This window comes from Plesiomonas shigelloides, from assembly GCF_900087055.1.
GTDB classification, from domain to species: Bacteria; Pseudomonadota; Gammaproteobacteria; order Enterobacterales; family CAMTGL01; genus Plesiomonas; species Plesiomonas shigelloides.
Genome location: NZ_LT575468.1, coordinates 2506428 through 2531368 on the forward strand (window position 1 = coordinate 2506428; position 24941 = coordinate 2531368).

22 protein-coding genes and 1 pseudogene are annotated in these 24941 nt (G+C 54.1%); 8 read left to right on the forward strand and 15 right to left on the reverse strand.

What is annotated here, in order from left to right:
- Nucleotides 1-65 precede the first annotated feature (65 nt).
- Both NCTC9997_RS11155 and pomA read right to left on the reverse strand, forming a co-directional pair.
- Nucleotides 66-1100 (reverse strand): MotB family protein, encoded by a 1035-nt coding sequence (locus tag NCTC9997_RS11155; RefSeq protein WP_064978080.1) that lies wholly within the window; start codon nt 1098-1100, stop codon nt 66-68.
- Entirely contained in the window at nt 1100-1864 is a 765-nt protein-coding gene (gene pomA, locus NCTC9997_RS11160) for a flagellar motor protein PomA (protein ID WP_010864309.1), read from the reverse strand. The genes NCTC9997_RS11155 and pomA overlap by 1 nt, the downstream gene beginning before the upstream one ends.
- Nucleotides 1865-2127: 263 nt before the next feature.
- On the opposite strand from pomA, the gene xseB reads away from it, so the two are divergent.
- From xseB to dxs, 3 genes are read left to right on the forward strand one after another with little or no spacing between them, the layout of a single operon-like run.
- A complete protein-coding gene (gene xseB, locus NCTC9997_RS11165; RefSeq protein WP_010864310.1) occupies nt 2128-2373 on the forward strand; it encodes an exodeoxyribonuclease VII small subunit in 246 nt (81 codons plus the stop codon).
- The gene (gene ispA / locus NCTC9997_RS11170) at nt 2370-3263 is read left to right on the forward strand and encodes a (2E,6E)-farnesyl diphosphate synthase (RefSeq protein ID WP_047706654.1); all 894 of its coding nucleotides are present in this window, start codon (nt 2370-2372) and stop codon (nt 3261-3263) included. Before xseB ends, ispA begins: the two co-directional genes overlap by 4 nt.
- Before the next feature lie 27 nt (nt 3264-3290).
- Nucleotides 3291-5195, forward strand: a complete 1905-nt coding sequence (dxs, locus tag NCTC9997_RS11175; protein ID WP_010864312.1) for a 1-deoxy-D-xylulose-5-phosphate synthase — start codon at nt 3291-3293, stop codon at nt 5193-5195.
- 133 nt (nt 5196-5328) lie between these two features.
- On the opposite strand, the gene pgpA is transcribed toward dxs, so the two are convergent.
- The 9 genes from pgpA to clpB form a co-directional block, all read right to left on the reverse strand.
- Nucleotides 5329-5814, reverse strand: coding sequence for a phosphatidylglycerophosphatase A (pgpA, locus tag NCTC9997_RS11180; protein ID WP_370586010.1), 486 nt, complete (start codon nt 5812-5814; stop codon nt 5329-5331).
- A complete protein-coding gene (gene thiL / locus NCTC9997_RS11185; protein ID WP_064978082.1) occupies nt 5814-6788 on the reverse strand; it encodes a thiamine-phosphate kinase in 975 nt (324 codons plus the stop codon). The genes pgpA and thiL overlap by 1 nt, the downstream gene beginning before the upstream one ends.
- 56 nt (nt 6789-6844) lie before the next feature.
- Nucleotides 6845-7255, reverse strand: a complete 411-nt coding sequence (gene nusB, locus NCTC9997_RS11190) for a transcription antitermination factor NusB (RefSeq protein ID WP_010864315.1) — start codon at nt 7253-7255, stop codon at nt 6845-6847.
- 32 nt (nt 7256-7287) lie between these two features.
- Nucleotides 7288-7752: a 6,7-dimethyl-8-ribityllumazine synthase gene (ribH, locus tag NCTC9997_RS11195; RefSeq protein WP_010864316.1), complete on the reverse strand. Its 465-nt coding sequence runs from the start codon at nt 7750-7752 to the stop codon at nt 7288-7290.
- A 137-nt stretch (nt 7753-7889) separates the two neighbouring features.
- A complete protein-coding gene (locus NCTC9997_RS11200) occupies nt 7890-8558 on the reverse strand; it encodes a riboflavin synthase (protein ID WP_010864317.1) in 669 nt (222 codons plus the stop codon).
- Between the two features lie 94 nt (nt 8559-8652).
- Complete coding sequence (gene ribD, locus NCTC9997_RS11205; protein ID WP_064978083.1) at nt 8653-9756, reverse strand: bifunctional diaminohydroxyphosphoribosylaminopyrimidine deaminase/5-amino-6-(5-phosphoribosylamino)uracil reductase RibD; 1104 nt, start codon at nt 9754-9756, stop codon at nt 8653-8655.
- Nucleotides 9757-10010: 254 nt separating this feature from the next.
- Nucleotides 10011-11507, reverse strand: a complete 1497-nt coding sequence (gene proP / locus NCTC9997_RS11210) for a glycine betaine/L-proline transporter ProP (RefSeq protein ID WP_010864319.1) — start codon at nt 11505-11507, stop codon at nt 10011-10013.
- 753 nt (nt 11508-12260) lie between these two features.
- A complete protein-coding gene (gene nrdR, locus NCTC9997_RS11215) occupies nt 12261-12710 on the reverse strand; it encodes a transcriptional regulator NrdR (protein WP_010864320.1) in 450 nt (149 codons plus the stop codon).
- 207 nt (nt 12711-12917) lie between these two features.
- A complete protein-coding gene (gene clpB / locus NCTC9997_RS11220; protein WP_010864321.1) occupies nt 12918-15491 on the reverse strand; it encodes an ATP-dependent chaperone ClpB in 2574 nt (857 codons plus the stop codon).
- 369 nt (nt 15492-15860) lie between these two features.
- Here clpB and NCTC9997_RS11225 point away from each other — a divergent pair, with 369 nt between their 5' ends.
- Complete coding sequence (locus NCTC9997_RS11225; protein WP_010864322.1) at nt 15861-16223, forward strand: hypothetical protein; 363 nt, start codon at nt 15861-15863, stop codon at nt 16221-16223.
- A 332-nt stretch (nt 16224-16555) separates the two neighbouring features.
- Here NCTC9997_RS11225 and yfiH read toward each other — a convergent pair whose 3' ends face one another.
- Together yfiH and rluD are read right to left on the reverse strand one after the other, a co-directional pair.
- Nucleotides 16556-17287: a purine nucleoside phosphorylase YfiH gene (yfiH, locus tag NCTC9997_RS11230; RefSeq protein WP_047706661.1), complete on the reverse strand. Its 732-nt coding sequence runs from the start codon at nt 17285-17287 to the stop codon at nt 16556-16558.
- Nucleotides 17287-18264, reverse strand: a complete 978-nt coding sequence (gene rluD, locus NCTC9997_RS11235; RefSeq protein WP_064978084.1) for a 23S rRNA pseudouridine(1911/1915/1917) synthase RluD — start codon at nt 18262-18264, stop codon at nt 17287-17289. Before rluD ends, yfiH begins: the two co-directional genes overlap by 1 nt.
- A gap of 145 nt (nt 18265-18409) precedes the next feature.
- Here rluD and bamD point away from each other — a divergent pair, with 145 nt between their 5' ends.
- The 4 genes and pseudogenes from bamD to NCTC9997_RS15345 all read left to right on the forward strand — a co-directional run bounded on the left by bamD (nt 18410) and on the right by NCTC9997_RS15345 (nt 22552).
- Nucleotides 18410-19147, forward strand: coding sequence for an outer membrane protein assembly factor BamD (bamD, locus tag NCTC9997_RS11240; RefSeq protein WP_010864325.1), 738 nt, complete (start codon nt 18410-18412; stop codon nt 19145-19147).
- 585 nt (nt 19148-19732) lie between these two features.
- Nucleotides 19733-20116, forward strand: a complete 384-nt coding sequence (raiA, locus tag NCTC9997_RS11245; RefSeq protein WP_010864326.1) for a ribosome-associated translation inhibitor RaiA — start codon at nt 19733-19735, stop codon at nt 20114-20116.
- Between the two features lie 402 nt (nt 20117-20518).
- A pseudogene (gene pheA, locus NCTC9997_RS15340) lies at nt 20519-21658 on the forward strand (bifunctional chorismate mutase/prephenate dehydratase); the annotation flags it as partial.
- A gap of 210 nt (nt 21659-21868) precedes the next feature.
- Nucleotides 21869-22552, forward strand: a complete 684-nt coding sequence (locus NCTC9997_RS15345) for a hypothetical protein (RefSeq protein ID WP_230405866.1) — start codon at nt 21869-21871, stop codon at nt 22550-22552.
- A gap of 129 nt (nt 22553-22681) precedes the next feature.
- Here NCTC9997_RS15345 and tyrA read toward each other — a convergent pair whose 3' ends face one another.
- Nucleotides 22682-23812, reverse strand: a complete 1131-nt coding sequence (tyrA, locus tag NCTC9997_RS11255; protein ID WP_039045506.1) for a bifunctional chorismate mutase/prephenate dehydrogenase — start codon at nt 23810-23812, stop codon at nt 22682-22684.
- A gap of 21 nt (nt 23813-23833) precedes the next feature.
- Entirely contained in the window at nt 23834-24910 is a 1077-nt protein-coding gene (locus tag NCTC9997_RS11260) for a 3-deoxy-7-phosphoheptulonate synthase (protein ID WP_039045505.1), read from the reverse strand.
- Between the last annotated feature and the right edge of the window lie 31 nt (nt 24911-24941).

Below are 24941 nucleotides of genomic sequence, written 5' to 3' on the forward strand. Positions count from 1 at the left end.
AGCGATAAAGAAAAACAGCCGTATCGGCAAAGCGAATACGGCTGTCTGACGGAAAAGCGACTCACTCAGAATGACAGCTCACTGGCCGGCGTAGCATCCGCAGCTGGCGCACTATCTGTTACCGCTGTACCTGTTGGCGTTGTTCCTGTTGACGTTGTGGCCTGCGCAGCGGGCTGACTCGCCGGTACCGGCGCTGCCGGTGACAGCGACGTGCTAGACGGAATATCTAATCCGCCAGATTCGGTCGGTTTCCCCTGCAACACCAAAATCTCCACGCGGCGGTTTTTCCGACGATGCTCTTCGCTATCATTAGGGAAACGCGGCTCGCTATCGGCCACCCCGATCACTTCCAAACGCACTGGATTGAAATGCTCGTTTTTCTCCATCTCGATAGCAATCGAGGCCGCACGCTGAGCAGACAAATCCCACGCCGAGCGGAACAAGGTGGTATCCACGTTGCGATCATCGGTATGCCCGATAATGCGAATTTGCCCCGGCACGCTATTAAGCAGCGCCGTAATATCCGCCACGACCGGACGAAATTTCGGCTGCAAAAAGGCTGAACCGGCGGCAAACGCCACGCCTTCATTCATACGGATCAACAGCTGCTGGCCTAACATCTCCAGCTCGACCCCGCCGGTGAGGTTTTCACGCTCCATCATCAGCTTCAAACGCTGATAGACCTCATCCATCGCTTTGGAGGCGGCTTTATTCTCTTCATGCGCCTGCTGCTGTTTTTCCACCTGCACTTTGGCCCCTGAGCGATCAGAATCGCCCGGCTGGAAATACAGCGTTGGCAAAGTCACATCCGCCGTTTGCTGCTGGATCACTTCCACCGGCGTCGGATCAGGACGCCCAGGGCGGTATTCCTGCGCCACCACGCTGGTGCCTTTCGGTATATCTTTCAGCTCCAGACGGTTTTGTACCCCGAACGCGCTACGCACTGAACCGGCGATCTGCTTGTATTTCTCCACATCCATCTCAGAAAACGACAGCAGAAGGACAAAAAAGCATAACAGCAGCGTCATCAGATCGGCGAAGGTGGTCATGTAAGCCGGCGCACCTCCAGTGCGACGGGGAATTTTACGCGGCTCGTCCATCAGGCAGCCTCGTTCATCAATTCACGCTTGGACTCATGCAGGTAGTTCTTCAGTAACGACTCAATCACCCGTGGATTGAGGCCATCTTGGATAGCCAGCACGCCATCGATAATCAGACGGCGATTGAGCGCCTCTTCATCGCGGCGCAGCGCCAGCTTATCGGCAATCGGGTTGGCAATCATGTTGGCAATCAACGCCCCGTACAAGGTGGTGATCAAGGCCACCGCCATCGCCGGTCCAATAGATTTCGGATCGGACATGTTCGCCAGCATCGCCACTAGACCAATCAGGGTACCGATCATCCCCATCGCCGGCGCCACATCGGCAAAGGCGCGGAAAATCTGCTCGCCGCGCTCATGGCGCTCCAGCGTCAGATTCAGATCTTTAGACAACGTCATGCGCACGGTGGCTTGCTCGTGCCCATCCACCAGCATGTCGACCGCTTTGCGCATAAAGGGGTGGTCAATTTCCACCTCTTCCAGCGCCAAGAAGCCGCCCTTACGTGCCGCATCGGCCAGCGCCACCAGCTGCATGATCAAATCATCAGCGCGGGTTGAGCGATAGAAAAAAGCTTTGGTGGCAATTTTGGCCGCGCCCCAGAACTGGCTGAGGGTAAATTTCATCATCACGACAAAAATACTGCCCCCCACCACAATCAGGACGGAAGGAATGTCCACATACACCAGTCCGTTGCCACCCATGATCATGGCATAGATGATAAATGCGAATGAAACAATCAGACCGATAAGTGTTGCCAAATCCACAACTGATTCCTCTTACAAATAAAACGCCGGCAGACAGCAAAAAACGCGCCGCAAACCCCTTTTGTTCTGGGTTTTATGCGAAAAGGGACAATAAAAATGCGTATTTGCGTCCCCATAGCACTGTGTCGGCAGCAAGTGCAAAACATTGACAGCAAAATCAAAAAAAAGCGCTCTATATCGCACACTTCATTTTGCGCCGATTTGACCGGACGGCACGGCTGGGGTAACTTTTGCGGCATTGATTTCCCAAGTTTTTACCTGCTATGGCCAGAGCTGCGAAAAAAACCACCGATTTTGCCTCCACGCTCACTGAATTGGAGCAAATCGTGACCCGTCTGGAAACGGGAGATTTACCGCTGGAAGAGGCGCTGACCGCCTTTGAACGTGGTATTGTATTGGCACGGGAAGGTCAGCAGCGGCTGGCTCAGGCAGAGCAACGGGTGCAAATCCTGCTCAGCGACAACCCGAACGCCGAATTAACCCCTTATCCAACCGATAGCCAGTCATGAGCACACTGTTTGCACAACTCTCTTCCCTTTATCGGGAGCGCATCGATCAGGTTCTGAGCCACTCGCTGTCCGCCTTGCCTTTGCAAGAGCAAGAGATGGTGCAGGCCATGCATTACGGTGCTTTGCTGGGCGGGAAACGCCTGCGTCCATTTTTGGTGTACGCCACCGGTCAGCTGTTTGCGGTGCCGCTAGACGCGCTCGATGCACCCGCGGCGGCGGTCGAGTGTATCCACGCCTATTCGCTGATCCATGACGATCTGCCGGCGATGGACGATGACAATCTGCGCCGTGGCCAGCCGACCTGCCACATTCGCTTTGGCGAAGCGCAGGCGATTTTGGCCGGTGATGCGCTGCAAACACTGGCGTTTACTATACTGACCAGTGAGCGCGAACCGGTGAGCGCGGCAATCCAACTGGCACAGGTGCGCGAACTGGCGCAGGCCAGCGGCGTGGCTGGGATGTGCGGTGGCCAAGCGCTGGATTTGGCCGCCGAAGGCAAATCCTGTTCGCTGGCGCAATTGGAGCAAATCCATGCCCACAAGACCGGTGCATTGATCCGCTGTGCCGTGCGTTTAGGCGCGTTGGCGGCAGGCCCTGCCGGTATTGCTGCGTTACCGGCACTGGATCGCTATGCCAACGCTATCGGTCTGGCATTTCAGGTGCAAGATGACATTCTGGATGTGATCGGCGATACCGCCGTGATCGGAAAACAGCAAGGATCAGACCTTACACTGGGCAAAAGTACCTATCCTGCCCTGCTGGGTATTGAAGGAGCCAAAGCCAAAGCGCGGGAATTATACCAAGAAGCTTTAGGCGCATTGCAGACTCTGCCGTACAATACTAAAGCACTGGAAGCTCTGGCCAGTTACATCATTGAGCGCGACAAATAAAACCCTAACGCGCAACGCGAGTTTGTGATGAATCTTGATATCGCTAAATACCCTATGCTGGCACTGACCAATACGCCAGAAGAATTACGTCTGTTGCCGAAAGACAGCCTGCCACAGCTGTGCGCGGAGCTGCGTGAATATCTGCTTAACTCTGTCAGCCGCACCAGTGGTCATCTGGCGTCTGGCCTCGGCACGGTCGAACTGACCGTGGCGCTGCATTATGTCTACAACACCCCGTTTGATCACTTGATCTGGGATGTCGGCCATCAAGCCTATCCGCACAAAATTCTGACCGGTCGCCGTGATCGCATGCCGACCATTCGCCAAAAAGGCGGTCTGCACCCGTTCCCGTGGCGTGAAGAGAGTGAGTTTGATGTGCTGTCCGTCGGCCACTCCTCCACCTCGATCAGTGCAGGTCTTGGTTTGGCTATTGCCGCCGAATACGAAGGCAAAGGGCGTAAAGTGGTATCCGTAATTGGTGATGGTGCCATGACCGCAGGTATGGCGTTCGAAGCCATGAACCATGCAGGGGATCTCCATCCTGACATGCTGGTCATTTTAAATGACAATGAGATGTCAATTTCGGAAAACGTCGGCGCCCTGAATAACCATCTGGCGCGCGTGTTGTCTGGCTCGCTGTATTCCAGCATCCGTGAAGGTGGCAAAAAAGTGCTGTCTGGCCTGCCGCCAATCAAAGAGCTGCTCAAGCGTACCGAAGAGCACATCAAAGGGATGGTGGTACCGGGCACGCTGTTTGAAGAGTTGGGCTTTAACTACATCGGCCCTATTGATGGTCATAACATCGATGAATTGGTGCATACGCTGAAAAATATGCGCGGTCTGAAAGGCCCGCAGCTGCTGCACGTGATGACCAAAAAAGGCAAAGGCTATGCGCCAGCGGAAAAAGATCCGATTGGCTATCATGGCGTGCCTAAATTCGATCCGGCCCAAGACAGCCTGCCGAAAAGCAGCGGCGGTCTGCCAAGCTACTCCGCCATCTTTGGCGATTGGCTGTGCGAAATCGCGGCCAAAGATCAGAAACTGATCGGAATTACCCCCGCGATGCGCGAAGGCTCCGGCATGGTGCGCTTTTCTAAAGAGTACCCAAAACAGTATTTCGATGTGGCGATTGCTGAACAGCACTCCGCCACCTTTGCCGCCGGCTTAGCCATCGGTGGCTATAAGCCGGTGGTTGCGATTTATTCCAGCTTCTTGCAACGCGCCTACGATCAGGTGATCCACGATGTGGCGATCCAAAATCTGCCGGTGATGTTTGCTATCGACCGCGGCGGCATTGTCGGCGCGGATGGTCAGACGCACCAAGGCGCGTTTGATCTGTCATTCCTGCGCTGCATCCCAAATCTGGTGGTGATGACGCCAAGTGATGAGAACGAGTGTCGGCAGATGCTGTACACCGGTTATCAGCACTCTGGTCCATCGGCGGTGCGTTATCCACGTGGCACCGGCACTGGCGCGATCTTAGAGCCTCTGGCGGCCTTAGAGTTGGGTAAAGGGGTATTGCTGCGGGAAATGAGCGCCTCTGCCGATATCAATCAGCCGCATATCGCATTCTTGAACTTCGGTACACTGTTACCGCAAGTGATGGAAGCGGCGCAAGAGCTCAATGCCAGCGTTGCCGACATGCGTTTTGTTAAACCGCTGGATACCGCGCTGGTCTTGCAATTGGCCGCCGAGCACGATGTGCTGGTGACGGTTGAAGAGAACGCCATCATGGGCGGTGCGGGTAGCGCGGTGAATGAAGCCTTGATGGCGGCGGGCGTGTGTAAGCCGGTGTTGAACCTCGGTCTGCCGGACTTTTTCATTCCGCAAGGCTCTCAAGATGAAATTCGCCATGACTTAGGTCTGGATGCGCAAGGTTTTGTGCGTCAGGTTCGTGAGTATTTAGCGCAGCGCGCTACTCTGCAAAAATAAATTTCGGCCTTTCGCTCATTAAAAAAACGGCGCTTATCGCGCCGTTTTTTATTGTCATCAACATTAGCCGTGGTGTCGCCGCCGTGCATACCCTAGTCGGCTATTAGGCCTGCCTAAGTTACACCAACCTAAGTTACGCCCACCACTGTGCACCCAGCCATAAAAAGGCCGCGGCGATGATCCCAGCAATCACATCATCAATCATGATGCCAAAGCCGCCATCCACTTTGCGATCAAACCAGCGGATAGGCCATGGTTTTACCATGTCAAAAAAGCGGAACAGCACAAAGCCGGTCAGCACCCACTGCCACGTCATTGCCGGCAAGGCCAGCATGGTGATAAACAGACCGACAAACTCATCCCAGACAATCGCGCCGCTGTCATGCACCTGCATGTCACGGGAAGTTTTATCGCACAGGTACACCCCAACGATAAAGCTCAGCACGATGGCCAGCAAATACCACGGCAAGCTCAGGTGCGCTAACAACCACCACACCGGTACCGCAGCCAGTGTTCCCATGGTGCCGGGTACTACCGGCGATAAGCCACTGCCAAACCCCAGCGCCAAAAAATGCACTGGATTGCGTAGCGACACTTTATCCAACCCTTCGCGCATCATCAGCCTCCGAAATGGTCAAAACCGTGCAGATCGAGCGCTTGCACTTCGCCATCACGGATAAACTCCAGACGACCATCTTGCGCCGTGATCTGACCGATACAGCTATAGCTTACGCCGAGATTCGCCAGCGCTGTATCCAAACGCAGGCGATTGACTTCCGGCACCGTAAAGCACAGCTCATAATCTTCACCGCCCGCCAGCGCCCACGCTTGTGCTTGCTCAAGGTCAGTGACGCTACGTAACGCCGGTGAGTACGGCAGTTTATCCAGCTCGACCCGCGCGCCGCAGTGGCTGCGTTTTAAGATATGGCGCAAATCCGACGCCAAACCATCGGATAAATCCAGACAGGAAGAGGCAATACCCGCCAATGCTTGGCCGACTAAAATGCGTGGGCTGGGGCGTAAATGCCGCTGCAACAGATAGGTGCGAGCCTCAGGATCGCTCACCTGCAAGCGCTGTTGCAAAATCGCCAATCCTGCGGCGCTGTCGCCCGGCGTGCCGGTGACATAAATCCAATCGCCCGGATGCGCGCCACTGCGGGTCAACGCCTTGCCATACGGCACCTGACCGAATACGGTCAGCGTCAGGCTGAGTGGGCCTTTGGTGGTATCACCACCCACCAGCTGCACACTGTAGTAATCGGCCAGCTCAAACATACTACGGCTGAACTCAGCCAGCCACGGCTCTTGCACCTCGGGTAAGGTGATCGCCAATGACAGCCACGCTGGGGTCGCCCCCATCGCCGCCAAATCACTCAGATTCACCGCCAGTGCTTTATAGCCCAGATCCGCCGGATCAATATCCGCTAGGAAATGGATGCCACACACCAACGTATCGGTACTGACAGCCAATTGCTGGTTTTCTGCCAGTGTCATCAGCGCACAATCATCGCCGATGCTGAGCTGCACGTCTTTACGCGAAGCTCTGTCACGCGTGAAATAACGCGCAATCAGGTCAAATTCACCACAAGACATAAATCAATCATCAATCAGCGGGATAAAAAAAGCCGGCAATGCCGGCTTTTTTTGAATTACTTACGAACCTGCGGGGCTAGTTTGTCCAGCACACCGTTCACAAACTTGTGACTGTCTTCTGCACCGAACATCTTGGCCAGTTCAATCGACTCGTTGATCACCACTTTGTACGGTACGTCTTGACGCTTGGTCATTTCATACACGGACAGGCGCAGGATAGCGCGCTCAATAGGATCCAGCTCATCAATCGCACGGGAAAGGTGTGGAGCCATTACACGATCCAACTCTTCGTGATGCAGGGCCACGCCGACCAGAAGATCGCGGAAATAGGCAATATCCGTGCCTTTCATATCCTGATCCGTCAGGAACTGTAACTCTACATCGGCGACGTCGTTCTTGGAGATCTGCCAGGAATAGATGGCTTGCACGGCACACTGGCGTGCACGACGACGTTCAGCTGGTTTCATGGCGGGTTTCACACTTTCCCCCTTCAGGACTCTCAAATTGCATTCAATACGTTAACCATTTCCAGCGCAGTCAGAGCAGCTTCTGCACCCTTGTTACCGGCTTTAGTACCGGCACGATCAATGGCTTGTTCAATGGTTTCAGTCGTCAGCACGCCGAAGGCAACCGGAATATCCGATTCCATCATGACCTGAGCCAGACCTTTGCTGCACTCACCGGCCACATATTCAAAGTGTGCCGTGCCGCCACGGATCACGGTGCCCAGAGCGATAATCGCATCATAGTTACCGGTTTTAGCCAGACGACGGGCAATCAGCGGTAACTCGTATGCACCCGGTGCACGTACCAACGTGATATTGTCATCAGCAACCTGACCGATGCGCTTCAGTGCATCCAGAGCACCATCCAGCAGGCTTTCGTTAATGAAGCTGTTAAAACGTGCAACAACTACGGCAACACGTGCTTGCGGGGCGGCTACAGAGCCTTCAATTACCTTCATGATCCTTCCTGTTGCTCATTCCGGCTGACGATAAGGCGCCGGATTCTATCACAGTATTATCAAGTGTGCAGAGCTTGCTCGGTCACTCTCGACAGATTCGTTTTATTTTATCTGTAAAAACGGGGCAATGCTGCGCTTCAGCGCAGAAAACCACTGCGGGCCAGTAAATCCATACTCACCCCACCGCTGTTAGCCGCTGACGACTCCGCCGCACGCTCACCGAGCAGCAGACGCTCTAAATAACGGGCAAGTAAGTCCACTTCAAGATTAATCTTACTGCCGGTTTGCCAGTTCAGCGTGGTAGTTTCCTGTTGGGTGTGTGGCACCAAGGTTATCTTGAAATCGGCGCCGTCTACCGCATTGATGGTCAAGCTGATGCCATCTAGCGTTACCGAGCCTTTTTCCGACAGATAACGCGCCAGCTCTGCCGGTGCGCGCAGCCAAAACTCAATGGCGCGCCCTAAATCTTGCCGACGCAGCACCTGCGCCACGCCATCGACATGGCCGCTGACCAGATGTCCACCCAAACGGGTATTGAGAGTCAGGGCTTTTTCCAGATTCAGCGCTTGGCCAGCACGGTAATCGGCAAACGCACTGCGCTGCAAGGTCTCCAGCGATAAGTCCGCCTGATAGCCTTGCGCCGTGAGCGCGACCACAGTCAGGCACACACCATTGGTGGCGATACTGTCGCCTAAGCGCACATCACTCAGATCCAGTTTGCCACTGTTGACCGTTACCCGCACATCGGCCCCTTGCGGGGTCAGCGCGGCAAGGGTTCCCACCGCTTCAACAATTCCTGTAAACATAGGAGGTTATCCGTATGATCCGCCGTGGCGCACGCTTGCCCGCACACCGCGACAGGTAAAATCCAGTGCTGGCATATTATCGCGCAACTCAGTATTACGGTAGCATTATCAGCCGTAAATCCTCACCGACTTGCTGCACATCGGCAAAGCGAAATTGCGGTGCCTGCGCCAGTGATTCTAATCCCGGCAATGCGATCAGACCGCGCGCACTGTCACCGAGCAATTTCGGCGCCAAATACAACACCAGCTCATCCACTAAGCCCGCCGCAAACAGTGCACCCGCCAGTTGCGCGCCGCCTTCAACCCACACCTGATTGATCTGCATCCGGCCCAGTTGCATCATCAAGGTCACCAGGTCGACTTTCCCTTCACGGTTCGCCGGCACAGTCAACTGGCGCACCGTTTCCGGCCAATCTTGAGTATCGGCGCTCAACCGCGCCAAGCACACCTCACCATCGACCTGCACCAAGCGATGCTCAGGACGCACCTGATTGCGGCTATCCACCACCACCCGTAATGGCTGGCGCAGGGCCGCGCTCGGATAAGCGGCCTGAATATCCGCCGGCAAATCGGCATGCCGCACATTGAGTGACGGATCGTCAGCCAGCACGGTGCCACTGCCGGTCAGGATAGCGCCGGCTTGAGCGCGAAACACCTGCACATCACGACGCGCCGCAGGGCCGGTGATCCACTGACTCTCGCCCGAGGCCATCGCGGTACGGCCATCGGCGGATGCCGCCAGCTTAAGCTGAATATACGGAAAGCCGGTACGCATGCGCTTGAAAAAACCCTTGTTCAGCGCTTCGGCCTCGGTTTGCAGTACCCCGTGCTCCACGGCAATGCCAGCTTGCTGCAACCGATACAACCCGCGCCCCGCCACGGCGGGATTGGGATCTTGCATCGCGGCCACCACGCGGCTCACGCCAGCGGCAATCAGTGCATCGGCACAAGGTGGTGTGCGGCCATGATGACTGCACGGCTCCAGCGTCACATAGGCGGTAGCACCACGTGCCTTGTCACCGGCCATACGCAGCGCATGCACCTCGGCATGCGGCTCGCCCGCACGCTGGTGATAGCCTTCACCGACAATCTCACCGTCACGCACAATCACACAGCCCACATTCGGATTCGGTGCCGTCGTAAAACGGCCATGGCGCGCCAGCTCCAGCGCCCGCGCCATATACTGCACATCATTCATTGCTTCAACTTCCCTTGCGGTCTGAGCTTATCAACCCAAACTCTTTCTGGTGCGACAGCGTATCAAACTGCCACTAACTGCTTGCAGTTTGGCACCATCAGCGCAGAAATCCAATCCTTGGCATCACGCGTCACCGCGTTCAGCACTTCCAATTTCGTCCGCCGCAGTGAGCGACAGAAAAAAAACCGGCGCAAGGCCGGTTTTTGCATGCGTGTTATCTTTCATCGCAAGAACTCGATCAATTGATAACAGGCTCAATTGATATCAGGATGCTGCGCAATCAAGCGTTGGCGCTGCGCACCGAGGGTCGCAATCTGCACATTGAGCGCCTCAATTTTCTGCTCGATAGTGTCGTATTGCTCTTGCAGCAACTCGCGCGCCTCGGCTTTATCCGACGCCGCCGGTGTCGCGCCTTTTAAGGGCAAATTGGCCGTTTCTTTCATCAAAATACCGGTGATCAAACCCACCACCGCAATGGCCATCAAGTAATACGCCGGCATATACAAATTCTGTGTCACTTCCACCAGCCAGGCACTCAAGGTGGGTGTCAGACCGGCAATCAGCACCGAAATATTGAACGCAATCGCCAGTGCACTATAGCGAATTTTAGTCGGAAACATCGCCGGTAAGGACGACGCCATCACCCCGGTAAAGGCGTTCAATAGCACCGCTAACACCAATAAACCGGCAAAAATCAGCACCAGTGAGCCGCTGGTGATCAACATAAAACAAGGCACCGCCAACAGCAGCAAACCAATGCTGCCGCCAATCACAAACGGGCGTCGACCAAAGCGGTCACTCAGTAGTCCAATCACCGGCTGTACAAACAGCATCCCCAGCATCACCACAATGATAATCAAGATCCCGTGATCTTCAGGGTAATGCAGGTTATGCGACAGATAACTTGGCATGTAGGTCAGCAGCATGTAGTAAGTGACATTGGTGGCAATCACCAGCCCCACACAGCTGAGCAAACTGCGCCAATGGCCACGAGCAATCTCCGCAAATGACACCGGCTGCGGCGCGTCGGCAGCACTGTGTTGTTGCAAATTTTCACTGTGCTTTTGAAACGCAGGCGTTTCTTCTAATGCATGGCGCAAATACAGGCCAATAACCCCGAGCGGTAATGCTAGGAAAAACGGCAGTCGCCAGCCCCACGCCATAAAGCGCTGCTCGCCCAATACCGAAGAGAGCACCACCACAACACCAGCGCCCAGCACAAAGCCAGCAATCGAGCCAAAATCCAGCCAACTGCCCATAAAGCCGCGTTTTTTATCTGGCGAATATTCCGCCACAAAAATGGCCGCACCGGAGTACTCTCCGCCGACCGAAAAACCCTGCGCCAGCTTAGCCAGCAGCAATAAAATCGGCGCCCAAATACCGATACTGTCATACGACGGAATCAGCCCAATACAAAAGGTGCTGATCGCCATGATAATGATGGTGATGGCCAAAATTTTCTGTCGACCATATTTATCGCCCAGCGCACCAAAGAAGATCCCGCCCAGCGGGCGTACCAGAAACGGTACTGAAAATGTCGCCAGCGCGGCAATCACCTGCACCCCAGGTGTCGCGCCGGGAAAAAAGATCTGCCCAAGGGCATACGCCACAAACCCATACACCCCGAAATCGAACCACTCCATGGCATTACCCAGAGCGGCTGCAGTAATGGCTTTTTTCAGTTTAGCGTCATCAATAATAGTAATATCTTGAATTTGTAGTGGTTTTACCTTCTTCCCTCTTAATCGCATTAAGATCCTACCTCTTTTTTGTACCGTAAAACGTACAGCAAATTTATTCGTAACGGATACGCATGCAGCTAGCAGCCATCGAGTTGCCATAGATAAACGGCAGCCCTTAACCGGCCAAACGGTCAGACACCTCCCACGCGGAGGAACAAAACATCACAGGCTTTTTGCGAATGCAGCAGTACTGCGGGTACCGGCATTACCAGAAATACCGGATCTGGCGAACACGCCAAAAGAAACCGGAATGGCATTGCAGAGCACACACCCCATTCGGAGTTATGGCGTTACGAGCGATGAACCTGTTTCGAGCCATTGCGGTCACGAAAGGCCGTATCCGCTCTTATTCAGAGGGGGTGGATACCGCCGAATCTCAGGTCCAAGTGCTGTATAGAATACTGTATGATGATTGATTTTTCAAATTAACGCATGATTTCGTCAGACATTACGCCCTGTGTCATGCGTAAACAACCTGTTCACATAAAAAGACAACGCATTGTTTTTAAATTGGTTTTATGCGAAATAGCCACTGTAAAGAACGGTTATCTAGACTAGGTTCATCTAATCAAAATTGCATAATTAATGCATAAAAATAAAGGCGTTCGAGGGGACAAAAAGACAAGAGACAAGAGACAAGAGACAAGAGACAAGAGACAAGAGACAAGAGACAAGAGACAAGAGACAAGAGAGTATGCCGCTCCTCGGCAATCCAGCAAATGGGCGCAAGGGAGATAATCTCCCCCTTGCGCCACGTAACACTCAATCCTGCAAGCGTGCGATTTCCTCGCCAAATTCACGGATATCTTCAAAACTGCGATACACCGAGGCAAAGCGGATATAAGCCACTTTATCCAACTGTTTGAGCGCATCCATCACTAGATTGCCCACCAGCTTGGCCGGTACTTCCCGCTCACCGGTTGCCCGCAAACGGCTTTTAATATGGCTGATCGCCTTTTCCACATCATCGGCACTCACCGGACGCTTTTCCAACGCCCGCAACATGCCATTACGCAGCTTGTCTTCGTTAAACGGCTCGCGGATATCATTGCTCTTGATCACCCGCGGCATCACCAATTCGGCAACTTCGAAGGTCGTAAAACGCTCATTGCATTCCAGACACTGACGGCGACGGCGAACCTGTGTTCCATCCGCCACCAGACGTGAGTCGATCACCTTGGTGTCCACGGCGGAACAAAAAGGACAGTGCATACAGCCTCCCGTACGGCAATAATCAGATTCGTACACCGTAGTGTACTCTGAGGGCGCTATACGGCGCAAAAAATCCGTTATTCTCGACGCCAGAAAGGTCAAACATAGCGATTTATGCTGCGTAATCCGCCAACGGCATGCTAACCGACATAAAAAAACAGGTGACCGAAGTCACCTGTTTTCTGTACGTTTCGCAACGGATTGCTGTTACTGACGAGCAACAATCTTGCCGTCTTCCATCTCCAGCTCGACCGGTTTGCCCGGTAACAGAGCGCCAGACAGAATTTGCTGTGCCAGTGGGTTTTCCACTTCCTGTTGCAGAGCACGTTTGAGCGGACGCGCACCGAAAATCGGGTCGTAGCCGGCTTTAGAGATGTGCTCCAGCGCCGCTTCGCTCATGTGCACCTGATAACCACGCTCTTCCAAGCGTTTGTACAGGCGTTGCAACTGGATGGCCGCAATCGACTTGATCTGATCGCTACCCAGTGGATGGAACACCACGGTTTCGTCGATCCGGTTGATAAATTCCGGACGGAAGTGACGGCTCACTACGCTCATCACCAACTCTTTCATTTCACCGTAATCCAGCGTACCAAACTGCTCCTGAATCAAATCAGAGCCCAAGTTAGAGGTCATGATCACCACGGTATTACGGAAATCAACCGTACGCCCTTGACCATCAGTCAGACGACCATCATCCAGCACTTGCAGCAAGATGTTGAACACATCCGGATGCGCTTTCTCCACTTCATCCAGCAGGATGACAGAGTATGGACGACGACGTACCGCTTCAGTCAGGTAACCGCCCTCTTCATAGCCCACATAACCTGGAGGCGCCCCGACCAGACGAGACACCGCATGTTTTTCCATGAATTCAGACATATCCAGACGCACCATGGCATCATCGCTGTCGAACATGAAGTTAGCCAGTGCCTTACACAGCTCGGTTTTACCCACCCCGGTTGGGCCTAAGAACAAGAACGAACCAATCGGACGATTTGGGTCAGCCAAACCGGCACGGCTACGACGGATTGCATTCGATACCGCTTCCACCGCTTCGTTTTGACCAATCACGCGTTTATGCAGCTCTTGCTCCATACGCAATAACTTATCGCGCTCACCTTCCAGCATCCGCGCAACCGGAATACCGGTGGCTTTCGACAGCACTTCGGCAATCTCAGTATCGGTCACCTTGTTACGCAGCAATTGCAGATCGTGCGTATCGGTCTGACTGGCGTTTTCCAGCTCTTTTTCCAAGGCTGGAATTTTACCGTACTGCAGCTCAGACATCCGGGCCAAATCACCAGCACGACGTGCTTGCTCCAGATGAGTACGCGCTTGCTCTAACTCGGCTTTAATGTGCTGAGTACCGGACAGCGCCGCTTTTTCTGCCTTCCAGACTTCGTCCAGCTCGGCGTATTCGCGCTCTTTGGCTTCCAGCTCTTCGTTCAGCATGGTCAGACGCTTACGGCTTGCTTCGTCCGACTCTTTTTGCAGCGCTTGCTGCTCAAGTTTCAGCTGAATAATCCGGCGGTCTAAGCGATCCAGTGGCTCAGGTTTCGAGTCAATCTGCATCCGGATGCTAGACGCCGCTTCGTCAATCAGGTCAATCGCTTTATCTGGCAACTGACGGTCGGCAATGTAACGGTGCGACAAGGTTGCCGCCGCCACAATCGCTGGGTCGGTGATCTGCACGTGGTGGTGCAGCTCATACCGCTCTTTCAGACCACGCAAAATGGCGATGGTATCTTCAACACTTGGCGGCGCCACATACACTTTCTGGAAACGACGCTCTAATGCTGGGTCTTTCTCAATGTATTGGCGATATTCATCCAGCGTGGTGGCACCCACACAGTGCAAATCACCGCGCGCCAGTGCCGGTTTGAGCATGTTGCCCGCATCCATCGCGCCATCGCCTTTACCGGCGCCGACCATGGTATGCAGCTCATCGATAAACAGAATGACGCTGCCTTCTTCTTTAGCCAGCTCATTCAGCACGCCTTTCAGACGCTCTTCAAACTCACCGCGATATTTAGCACCGGCAATCAGCGCGCCCATATCCAGTGACAACACCCGCTTGTGCCGCAAGCCTTCGGGCACTTCACCGTTAATAATCCGCTGCGCCAAGCCTTCGACAATGGCGGTTTTACCCACCCCAGGCTCACCAATCAATACCGGGTTATTTTTGGTCCGACGCTGCAAGACTTGGATGGTACGGCGGATCTCTTCGTCACGGCCAATCACCGGATCCAATTTGCCTTGCTCAGCACGCTCGGTCAGATCGATGGTGAATTTCTTCAATGCCTGACGCGATTCTTCGGCGTTAGCATCATTCACATTTTCACCACCGCGCATCTGATCGACCGCCGCATTCAGTTTATTTAAGGTCGCACCTTGTTTGCGCAGCAACTCACCGAGTTTGCCGCGCTCTTCTGCTGCTGCCAGAACGAACAGCTCAGAAGAGATAAATTTGTCATTGCGCTTTTGCGCAATTTTGTCACACAGGTTCAGCAGACGCACGGTATCTTGAGACAGTTGGACATCGCCCCCGATCCCTTCGACTTTCGGAATTCGATCCAGCTCCTGATTTAGCTCGGCGCGCACAGCAGCCACATCAATACCGGCACTCGTCAGCAGCGGTCGAACAGTACCCCCTTCCTGATTCAATAATGCCAGCATTAAATGAACCGGTTCGATGTACTGATGATCGCGTCCGAGCGCCAGCGATTGCGCTTCCGACAGCGCAACCTGAAATTTACTTGTAAGACGATCCAGACGCATAACACCTCCAGTCAGGTTGTTGTATGCAAATACTTACTCTCATAACAAGAGATAAGGACTGTTCGGCTCTTTTCAAGTATCACACCTAAAATGTTTTACTCGCCTTATACAATCAGTCTCATTAAATTTCACTCCGCACTGTACTGCCTGTCATGGTTTTTTCTATTACACCCTGCCGCAATTTGTAAAAAAAACAGTGATTCTCCTTCTGGGAGTTTCTGTTACATCTTGTTGTTTTTATTCAACGTTTAAGCATAGAGCTTTCGTGGCTGAAGGCGTAAAAGAGGTGATGTACTTAATCTATTTTGTTGCCTCCCCGTCACCGTACGGCTAGATCGCCCAGATCGCGGGGTTACTAAGGAGATTCATATGTCAGAACATAAATCAGGCTGCTGCCACAGCGAACCAGCGGCGCATCAAGGCCACGGTAAAGAGCCACATACTCGCGAACTGACAACTCAGCATACCGCCGAGCACGTGCATGAAAGTATGCGGGCGCGCTACGGTGAGCCTGCCGGTGAACATGTGCACGACAAAGATCACCACCCAGAGCGCGAACATGAAGAGAGCCATCCACATACTCAGCATGGTGGCGATCCGGAAGGACACAAACACCCCGTTAAACACCGTGAAGGCGCATCCCACAGCGATGAGCGTCACCACCATGTGAAACATCACGACCATAAAATGCCATCTCGTGAGCACCACAAACACGCGCACGATAAAGAATAGCCGCAGTACGGATTTTTTCTGTGCCGAAATGCGGGTATTAATCCATTGCGGTGACATGGTTTTTGTTAACCATGTTCTTGCTAAAGAAACTTTGATTAAACACCTCTTTGGTTAAACACAGCGTTGGCTAAAGATAGCTTCTGTTACATAAGTGCCGATCTCTCCGTTTCGGCCAATAAAAAAGGCACGCCGCAGCGTGCCTTTTTCTTGTTTGAGCTTCCCTTATCTTCCCTTATCTTCCCTAGGGATTTTTCACCAAGGGCGTTTCCCTCAGTGCGTTCCTCACAGGAAGCCTTCACCCAAGAAAATCGAGGGAAACGAGAAACAAGCGATTACTCTTCAATCCAGATCAAGCTGGCCTGACGACCGGTTTCTGACTCCCGACGGAACGAGAAGAAACGCTCAGGATCGCTATAGGTACAATAATCACCACCATAAATCGCGCCAACTCCCGCCGCCAGCAAGCGCTGACGCGCCAGCAGGTACAGGTTGGCTAAGTAGCGATCGCCATGCGGCTGAAACGCCATAGCGGCTGCGGGATTGAACTGGATAAAGCGCTCACGCACCTCTTCGCCCACTTCAAAAACCTGTGGGCCAATCGCGGGGCCCATCCACGCCATCAAGCGCGCTGGCGCGACGCCAAAACGGGCCACGGTTTTTTCCAGTACCCCGTCACACAGGCCGCGCCAACCGGCATGGGCTGCCGCGACTTGGCTGCCATCGGTGCTGCAAAACAGCACCGGCAAGCAATCGGCGGTCATCACGGTACAGACTTGACCGGCAGTGGCGGTAAACGCCGCATCGGCTTGTTTACTTTCACCGTCAGCCAGCGGCAGGGTCAGCACACGTGTACCGTGAACCTGATCCATCCAGACCGGCTCATGCGGCAAGCGCGCAGCGTTACGCAGCAACGCACGGTTCTGATCGACAGCGCTCAGTGAATCGCCCACATGCGAACCTAAATTCAGGCTGGCATACGGACCTTCACTCATCCCCCCGTCACGGGTGGTACTCAGCGCACGCACCTTGGCGGGCGCTGGCCAGTCCGGCTCAATCCAGTTCATCAGTCATCCATCTCGTCTTTGTGCGCCAGCGTATCGGCACGCAGCGCTTCCACCAGCTCTACCATATCCTGTGGAATCGGCGCATGCCACTCCATTTGCTCACCGGTGATCGGGTGCACCAGACGCAGCATAGTGGCGTGCAGAGCCTGACGGTCAAAGCGACGCAGTACCTGCATAAACTCTTCCGACGCGCCCTTTGGCGGACGTGGACGGCCACCGTACAACGGGTCGCCAATCAGTGGATGGCTGATATACGCCATGTGGACACGGATCTGGTGCGTACGCCCCGACTCCAGACGCAGACGCAAACGGGTATGGGCGCGGAAACGCTCCATGATCCGATAGTGCGTAACCGCCGGTTTACCCATTGGGTGCACCGCCATGTGAGTACGCTTACTTGGATGGCGCGCAATCGGCTCATCCACGGTACCGCCTTTGGTCATGATGCCAATGGCAATCGCCTCGTATTCACGAGTGATTTCACGGCGCTGCAGCGCTTCCACCAAGTGGGTTTGCGCCGGAACGGTTTTCGCCACCACCATCAAACCGGTAGTGTCTTTATCCAGACGGTGCACGATCCCGGCTCGCGGCACATCGCTAATCGATGGGCAGTAGTGCAGCAAGGCGTTCAAAATAGTGCCGTCCGCATTACCGGCGCCCGGATGGACCACCAGATCGCGCGGCTTATTAATCACCAGAATATGTTCATCTTCATAAACGATATCCAGTGCGATATCCTGAGCTACCCAGCGTTCCTGCTCTTCGATAACGGTCATGACCGCGATCTGCTCACCGCCGAGGACCTTTTCCCGCGGGCGATCGACGACAGTGCCATCGACCCGTACGCAGCCATCCTGAATCCAGGTTTTGATGCGCGAGCGGGAGTAATCTGGGAACAACTCAGCCAGAGCTTGGTCTAAGCGTTGCCCGAGTTGCTCGTAAGCCACTGTCGCAGTAAGTTCAATTTGTTGTGCCATGTCGCAACTTCTTTATTAACGTTGAGTGTATTAACGTTGGGTTTTAACGGCATGCCGTTTAGAATAGCCGGCAATTGTACATTTTCTTTGCTGGGATCTTAACCAAAAGACTCCCGCAAGCCACTTGAGGATGATCGAGAACGTCATGAAGCGTATTACAGCCCTGATGGTATCAGCTGCTCTTGCCGTCACGTTAGCAGGATGCTCCAACACCAAGGAAACCGTACCGGATGTGCCGCCGTCCGAACTCTATGCCAACGCACAGGCAAAACTGCAAGACGGTAACTTCCGCGAGGCCATCACCCAACTGGAAGCGCTGGACAACCGCTATCCGTTCGGTCCGTATTCCCAGCAGGTACAGCTTGATCTCATCTACGCTTATTATAAGTCAGCCGATCTGGCCTTGGCGATGGCTTCCATCGACCGTTTCCTGCGTCTGAACCCAACTTCGCCTCAGGCGGACTACGTGCTGTATATGCGCGGTCTGACTGATATGGCCTATGATAACAACCTGTTGCACGGCATTTTCGGTATCGATCGCTCTGATCGTAGCCCCGATCACGCCCGTCAGGCGTACCGTGACTTCACCATGCTGATCCAGCGTTATCCTGATAGCCAGTATGCCGCTGATGCCCATGCCCGTCTGGTATTCTTGAAAAACCGTCTGGCCAAGCATGAGCTGTCCGTGGCCGAGTACTATACCAAACGTGGCGCGTATGTCGCGGTGATTAATCGGGTTGAGCAGATGCTGCGTGATTATCCAGACACCCAAGCCGCCCGTGAAGCCCTGCCGCTGATGGAAAATGCCTATCAGCAACTGGGCCTGACCGCTGAAGCGGCCAAAGTGGCGAAGCTGATTGCTGCCAACCCCGTAAGCGCCTAATTCACGCACGAACGTCAGTGTAGTGTAGGTCTCAGTACCGAATTAGCCCCGCACTGACAACGGCGCATTGAAATAAAGAATACCAACGCGTCCCTTGGGGCGCGTTTTTTATTGTCTTTATTTATCCCACCAAATACGTTTTCTGATCGGTTTTTTTATCGTCACCGCAGTGTTTTTCTCGCGCCAACACCAGCAAATATAGGCAGTTAGTCTCTACCAGCAACAGTTCGAGACAACTTTTGCCGCTCAACGGCCAGCTAAGAGTGATGTAAAAGGGAACAGAACCAGCAAAACAACTGAAGGGAATCTTGGTAGGGAATGGTCACTTGTTTAACATTTACTCAAGACGCTGTTTTTAAAACGAAAAAAGACAAAAGCCATCCCGTTTCTTGCGCTTTAACTCTCTCATCCTGCCCCAGTACTCTCGGAACAGCAAGCCCACCGTATCAATTTTACTTAACCAACTCACACTTTGTTTAACAGAATGTTCATTAGCAAAATAATGTGATCTGAATCACACTTTATTTATCCATCTTAAGTATTCTGAAGTTAAGCCCAATGGCGGGATAGACAAGAGGTAAGCCTATGAAAGTTAACATTACTAGCAAACAAATGGACATCACTCCGGCTATCCGCGAACATGTCGAAGACCGTCTGACCAAACTGGAAAAATGGCAAACTCCGCTGATTAAACCACACGTGATCTTGGGGAAAACGCCAAAAGGTGAATTTGTCGCCGAAGCCAATATCGGCATTGCCAATGGTCAGCTGGTTGCCAGCGCCGAACACCATGATATGTATGCAGCCATTAATGAGATGCTGCTGAAACTGGAACGTCAGCTGAACAAGCTGCAACACAAAGGCGAATCGCGCCGTTCAATGCAGAGCGTGAAAGAAGCAAACCGTCTGCAGGAAGAAGAACTGGCTGAAAAAATTGCTGAAGAGGACGATGCTGAAACCACGCTATAACCAATAACATGACAAACGACATTGTCGATAAATGATTCAGTCATAGTGGTTATCTGGTCAAATTTCAGGAGAGCGCACCCGTAAGGGTGCGTTTTTCGTTATCTGGCTCGCAGCCTACCGCGCCCACTTTCCCGCCCGCGCTCGCGGCACCGATAAATCCGTTGACAAGCACACGCCCTTCTGGCTACTTTAAAACCACTTCACACGTTCCATTGCCTGTTTCTTATCGCCAGTGAGATTTTTTATGCCTTTGTTTTTCATGGTTTTCTTTTTCAGCTTTTTTAGCCGCCCACACTAGGAGGCCGCTTCGTTACGCGCAAAAGAAAACCAAGACGAACAAAGCAGCCTCCCACCTCGGGGGGCTTTTTTTTACCCGTTTCACGCACAGCAAGGATGTACACCATGAGTCAGGACTTAACCCAAATCCGCCAGCACATCAGCCAGTTGGACCGCTCGCTGCTCAAACTGCTGGCCGAGCGCCGCCAACTGGCCCTGGATGTGGCCCGCAGCAAGGAAAAGAGCCTGACTGCGCTGCGCGATACCGAACGCGAGCAAATTTTACTCAGCGCACTGATCCAGCAAGCCCATGAGCTACAGTTAGACCCGCATTATGTCACCCAGATTTACCACACCATCATTGAAGATTCGGTGTTAACCCAGCAAGCCTACCTGCAACAACAGCTCAACCCTGCGCAAACCCAACAGCATAAAATCGCCTTTCTCGGCATGCGCGGCTCTTACTCCCATCTGGCGGCGCGTAAATACGCCGCGCGCCACACAGGCCGTTTGGTGGAGATCAGTTGCCGCACCTTTGATGAAATTCTCAAACAAGTTGAACAAGGCCAAGCCGATTACGGGGTGCTGCCGATTGAGAACACCAGCTCCGGCTCGATTAATGACGTGTACGATCTGCTGCAGCACACCCAGCTGTCGATTGTTGGTGAGCTGACCCACCCGATTGAGCATTGTTTATTGGTCGCGCAAGAGACCAGTGCCGATCAAATTCACACCGTCTATAGCCACCCGCAACCGCTGCAACAATGCAGTCAGTTCTTGGCAACGCTGGGTCAGGTGCAACTGGAGTTCTGTGAAAGCTCTTCGCACGCGATGCAAAAAGTGGCGCAATTGCAATCGCCGCACGTGGCGGCAATCAGCAATGCCGAAGGCGGTGAGTTATACGGCCTGCACGCTCTGCAAGGCAATATCGCCAATCAGCAGGAAAACATCAGCCGCTTTATTGTGGTCGCCCGCGAGCCGGTGGAGGTGGCGGCACAAGTGAGCGCCAAGACCACCTTAATCATGTCCACCGCCCAGCATGCGGGCTCACTGGTGGAGGCGCTGCTGATTTTGCGCGATCACGGCATCAACATGAGTAAGCTTGAGTCACGCCCGATCAACGGTCGCCCGTGGGAAGAGATGTTTTATCTGGATGTGGAAGGCAATCTTAGCGAAGCGCGTATGCAATCGGCGCTGCGCCTGTTAAGCCGCCAGACCCGCTATGTCAAAGTGCTGGGCTGCTACCCATCAGAAACCGTGATCCCAACCGAGGTACCGCCAGAAGCGCATATTCCACACTCACGCGAAGCGATGCATCTGAGCGCGCAGCCTATCTTAGGACATGGTATTGAGCGCGGCGTGCGCGCCACTGCCACCGAGGATACGCACGATCTCGACGCTGCGCCGTGCCGTAATGTCCGCATTGGCGCTGTCACTCTCGGTGGTCAACAGCCGTTTCGGGTATTTGCCGGCCCGATGCATGGCGCAAGCCGTGAGGCGCTGCTGCAAAGCGCTGCCACCGTTAAACAATTTGGCGGCGCCCTGTTCAGCTTACCGTTGACCTTGGCCGAAGAGGCACAGGCAAACAGTGGCGCGCAACAAGCTCTGACCGATTTGCTGCGCGATATTAGCCGTCGCTATCAGTTACCGTTGCTGCTGCCAGTGACCACCACCACGCACCTGACCACGCTGGCGGCTAAAGCCGATTTACTGTACATCCCGCCTCAGGCAATGCACAACACCGCGCTGCTACACGCTGCCGGAAAAACGCCATGTCCGGTGATGCTCAGTCGCGCGCCAGACATGGATAACGCCGCCTTGCTCGCGGCGGCCAATACCGTGCGCAGCCAAGGCAATCAGCAAGTGATTTTTTGTGAAACGGGGAGCCAGCGCACCACAGAAAGTGCACCGTGTTGGGATCTGGTCACCACCGCGCAGCTATGCCAACAGGCAGACATGCCGGTCATAGTAGCACCGAGCGTATTTGCCAGCGATGCCCGCTTATTACCCGCCTTGGTACAAGCCGCGCGCAGTGCTGGCGCGCACGGCGTACTGCTGCCGCTGGCGTTGCCGGGAGATGCGTCAATCACCGCTGAAACCGACTCAACTGCCGCTCTGGATGCTCTGGCCTTCGGGGAACTGATGCAAACGCTGCGCTAACATGCCATCAACGGCAATAAAAAAGCGGCGCACTGCGCCGCTTTTTTATCTTGTGCTCTCGTGGTTATCGCATGATTAGCAAATATGCTGAGTTCAACCGACTATTCTGGCTAGCCGATTTTTGGACTATTAAGCACGATGCACCAACGAGTCATTGGCTTGGCGCAGCAAAACGCGGCTTTCGGCCTGAAACTGCTCGGCATACTCACCAAACCATTGTGCTACCTCGGCAAAACGCTGCATGAAGGCCGATTTGTCGTGGTGCTCCAGCAAGCTAATCGCCTCACCAAAGCGTTGATGGAAACGCCGGATCATCGCCAGATTCTGCGGCTGAGCCAGAATAATGTCAGCGTACAGCTGCGGATCTTGGGCAAACAATCGCCCAACCATCGCCAATTCCAAACGGTAAATCGGCGATGACAGCGCCAACAACTGCTCTAGGTCAGCATTTTCCTGCGCCAGATGCGAGCCATAGGCAAAAGTCGCAAAGTGGCGTAATGCCTGAATCAGCGTCATGGCTTGGTCATGCTGCGCCGCTGGCAAACGGTGTACCCGCGCGCCCCAGATTTTGATCTGCTCCAATAGCCACGCATAAGCTTCTGGCTCGCGGCCATCACAGGCCACCACCACTTGCTTGGCCAGACTCGACACATCCGGGCCAAACATCGGGTGCAAACCCACCACCGGCCCACGGTGAATTTCCAGCATCGCTTGCAGCGGTTGCTGTTTCACCGAGGTCAAATCCGCCAAGATGCAATCTTCCGGCAACTGACGCAGCCGACCAATCACCTCTTCGGTCAAACAGATCGGCACGCTCACCACCACCATGCCCGCATCCGCCAACAAATGGTCGGCGTCAGCCCAATCCTCTTTTTCCAGCACTCGAACCTGATAGCCAGACAACGTAAATAACTGGCAGAACAGCTGACCTAGTTGCCCACGGCCACCTATCACCACAATCGGTCGCAGCGCAGGATGCACGGTCTTAAAACCGCTGTCATTTTCGCTGGAGTAAGACTCGCGCATCACGCGGCGCAGAATATCTTCAATCAGATCCGGCGGCACGCCCAAGCGCTGCGCTTCCGCACGCCGCGCGGTCAGCATGCTGGCTTCGCGCTCCGGAACATAAATTGGCAGGCCACAGCGACTTTTCACTTCGCCCACCTGTTTTACCAGCTCCAAACGCCGGGCTAACAAGCCCAGCATCTCCTGATCTACAGCATCGATTTGATCGCGCAGTTGTGCCAGTTCTGCCACCATGGTGTTTCCTCTTGTTGGGCTTTATGCCGCCGCCTGACGCGCATTCAGGTGCGGCGCTAACTCTTTGTGAATCCGGCACAATACTTGTTCCGTTTCCTCCCAGTTGATGCAGGCATCGGTAACCGACACGCCATAGCGCATCTGCTCACGCGGCTGCTCTGCCGACTGGTTTCCCTCATGCAGGTTACTTTCCAGCATCACCCCGATAATGGAGCGGTTACCAGCCTGAATTTGGCTGACCACCGCATCCAATACCTGACCTTGACGACGGAAATCTTTTTCGGAATTGCCGTGGCTACAGTCTACCATCAGCGCACCGGTCAGTCCTGCCTTTGCCATTTGAGCCTGACATTCCGCCACATCAGCCGCCGAATAGTTCGGGCGATGGCCGCCGCGCAAGATCACGTGACCATCAGGGTTGCCTTGGGTTTGCAACAGCGCCACCTGTCCGGCCTGATTAATGCCCATGAAACGGTGCGACATGGCGGCCGCTTTCATGGCGTTAATCGCGGTGCTCAGGCTGCCATCAGTGCCGTTTTTAAACCCCACCGGCATGGATAAGCCCGAGGCCATCTCGCGGTGCGTTTGCGATTCGGTGGTGCGCGCACCGATCGCCGACCAGCTAAACAGATCGCCGATGTATTGCGGACTGATCGGATCGAGCGCTTCGGTCGCCAACGGGATCTCCATCTCCGCCAAATTGATCAGCAGCGAGCGGGCGATATGCAGACCTGCTTCCACATCAAAAGAGCCGTCCATATACGGGTCGTTAATAAGCCCTTTCCAACCAACTGTGGTGCGCGGCTTTTCAAAATAGACACGCATGACGATATACAACTGGTCACTCAGCTGGTTGGAAAGCGCTTTCAGACGACGAGCATAATCAATAGCCGCTTCAGGGTCGTGAATCGAGCATGGGCCGCACACCACCAGCAAACGCGGATCGCGGCGGTGAATAATATCGGCAATGGTACGGCGCGAGGCCGCAATCTGATTCAACGCACGTTCACTGATTGGCAATTTGGCCTTCAGTTCATCGGGGGTCACCATCACCTGTTCGGCGCTGATGTGGACATTATTTAACGCATCTTTGTGCATGACGGCTTCATCCTTTGATTTAACGTTTTTG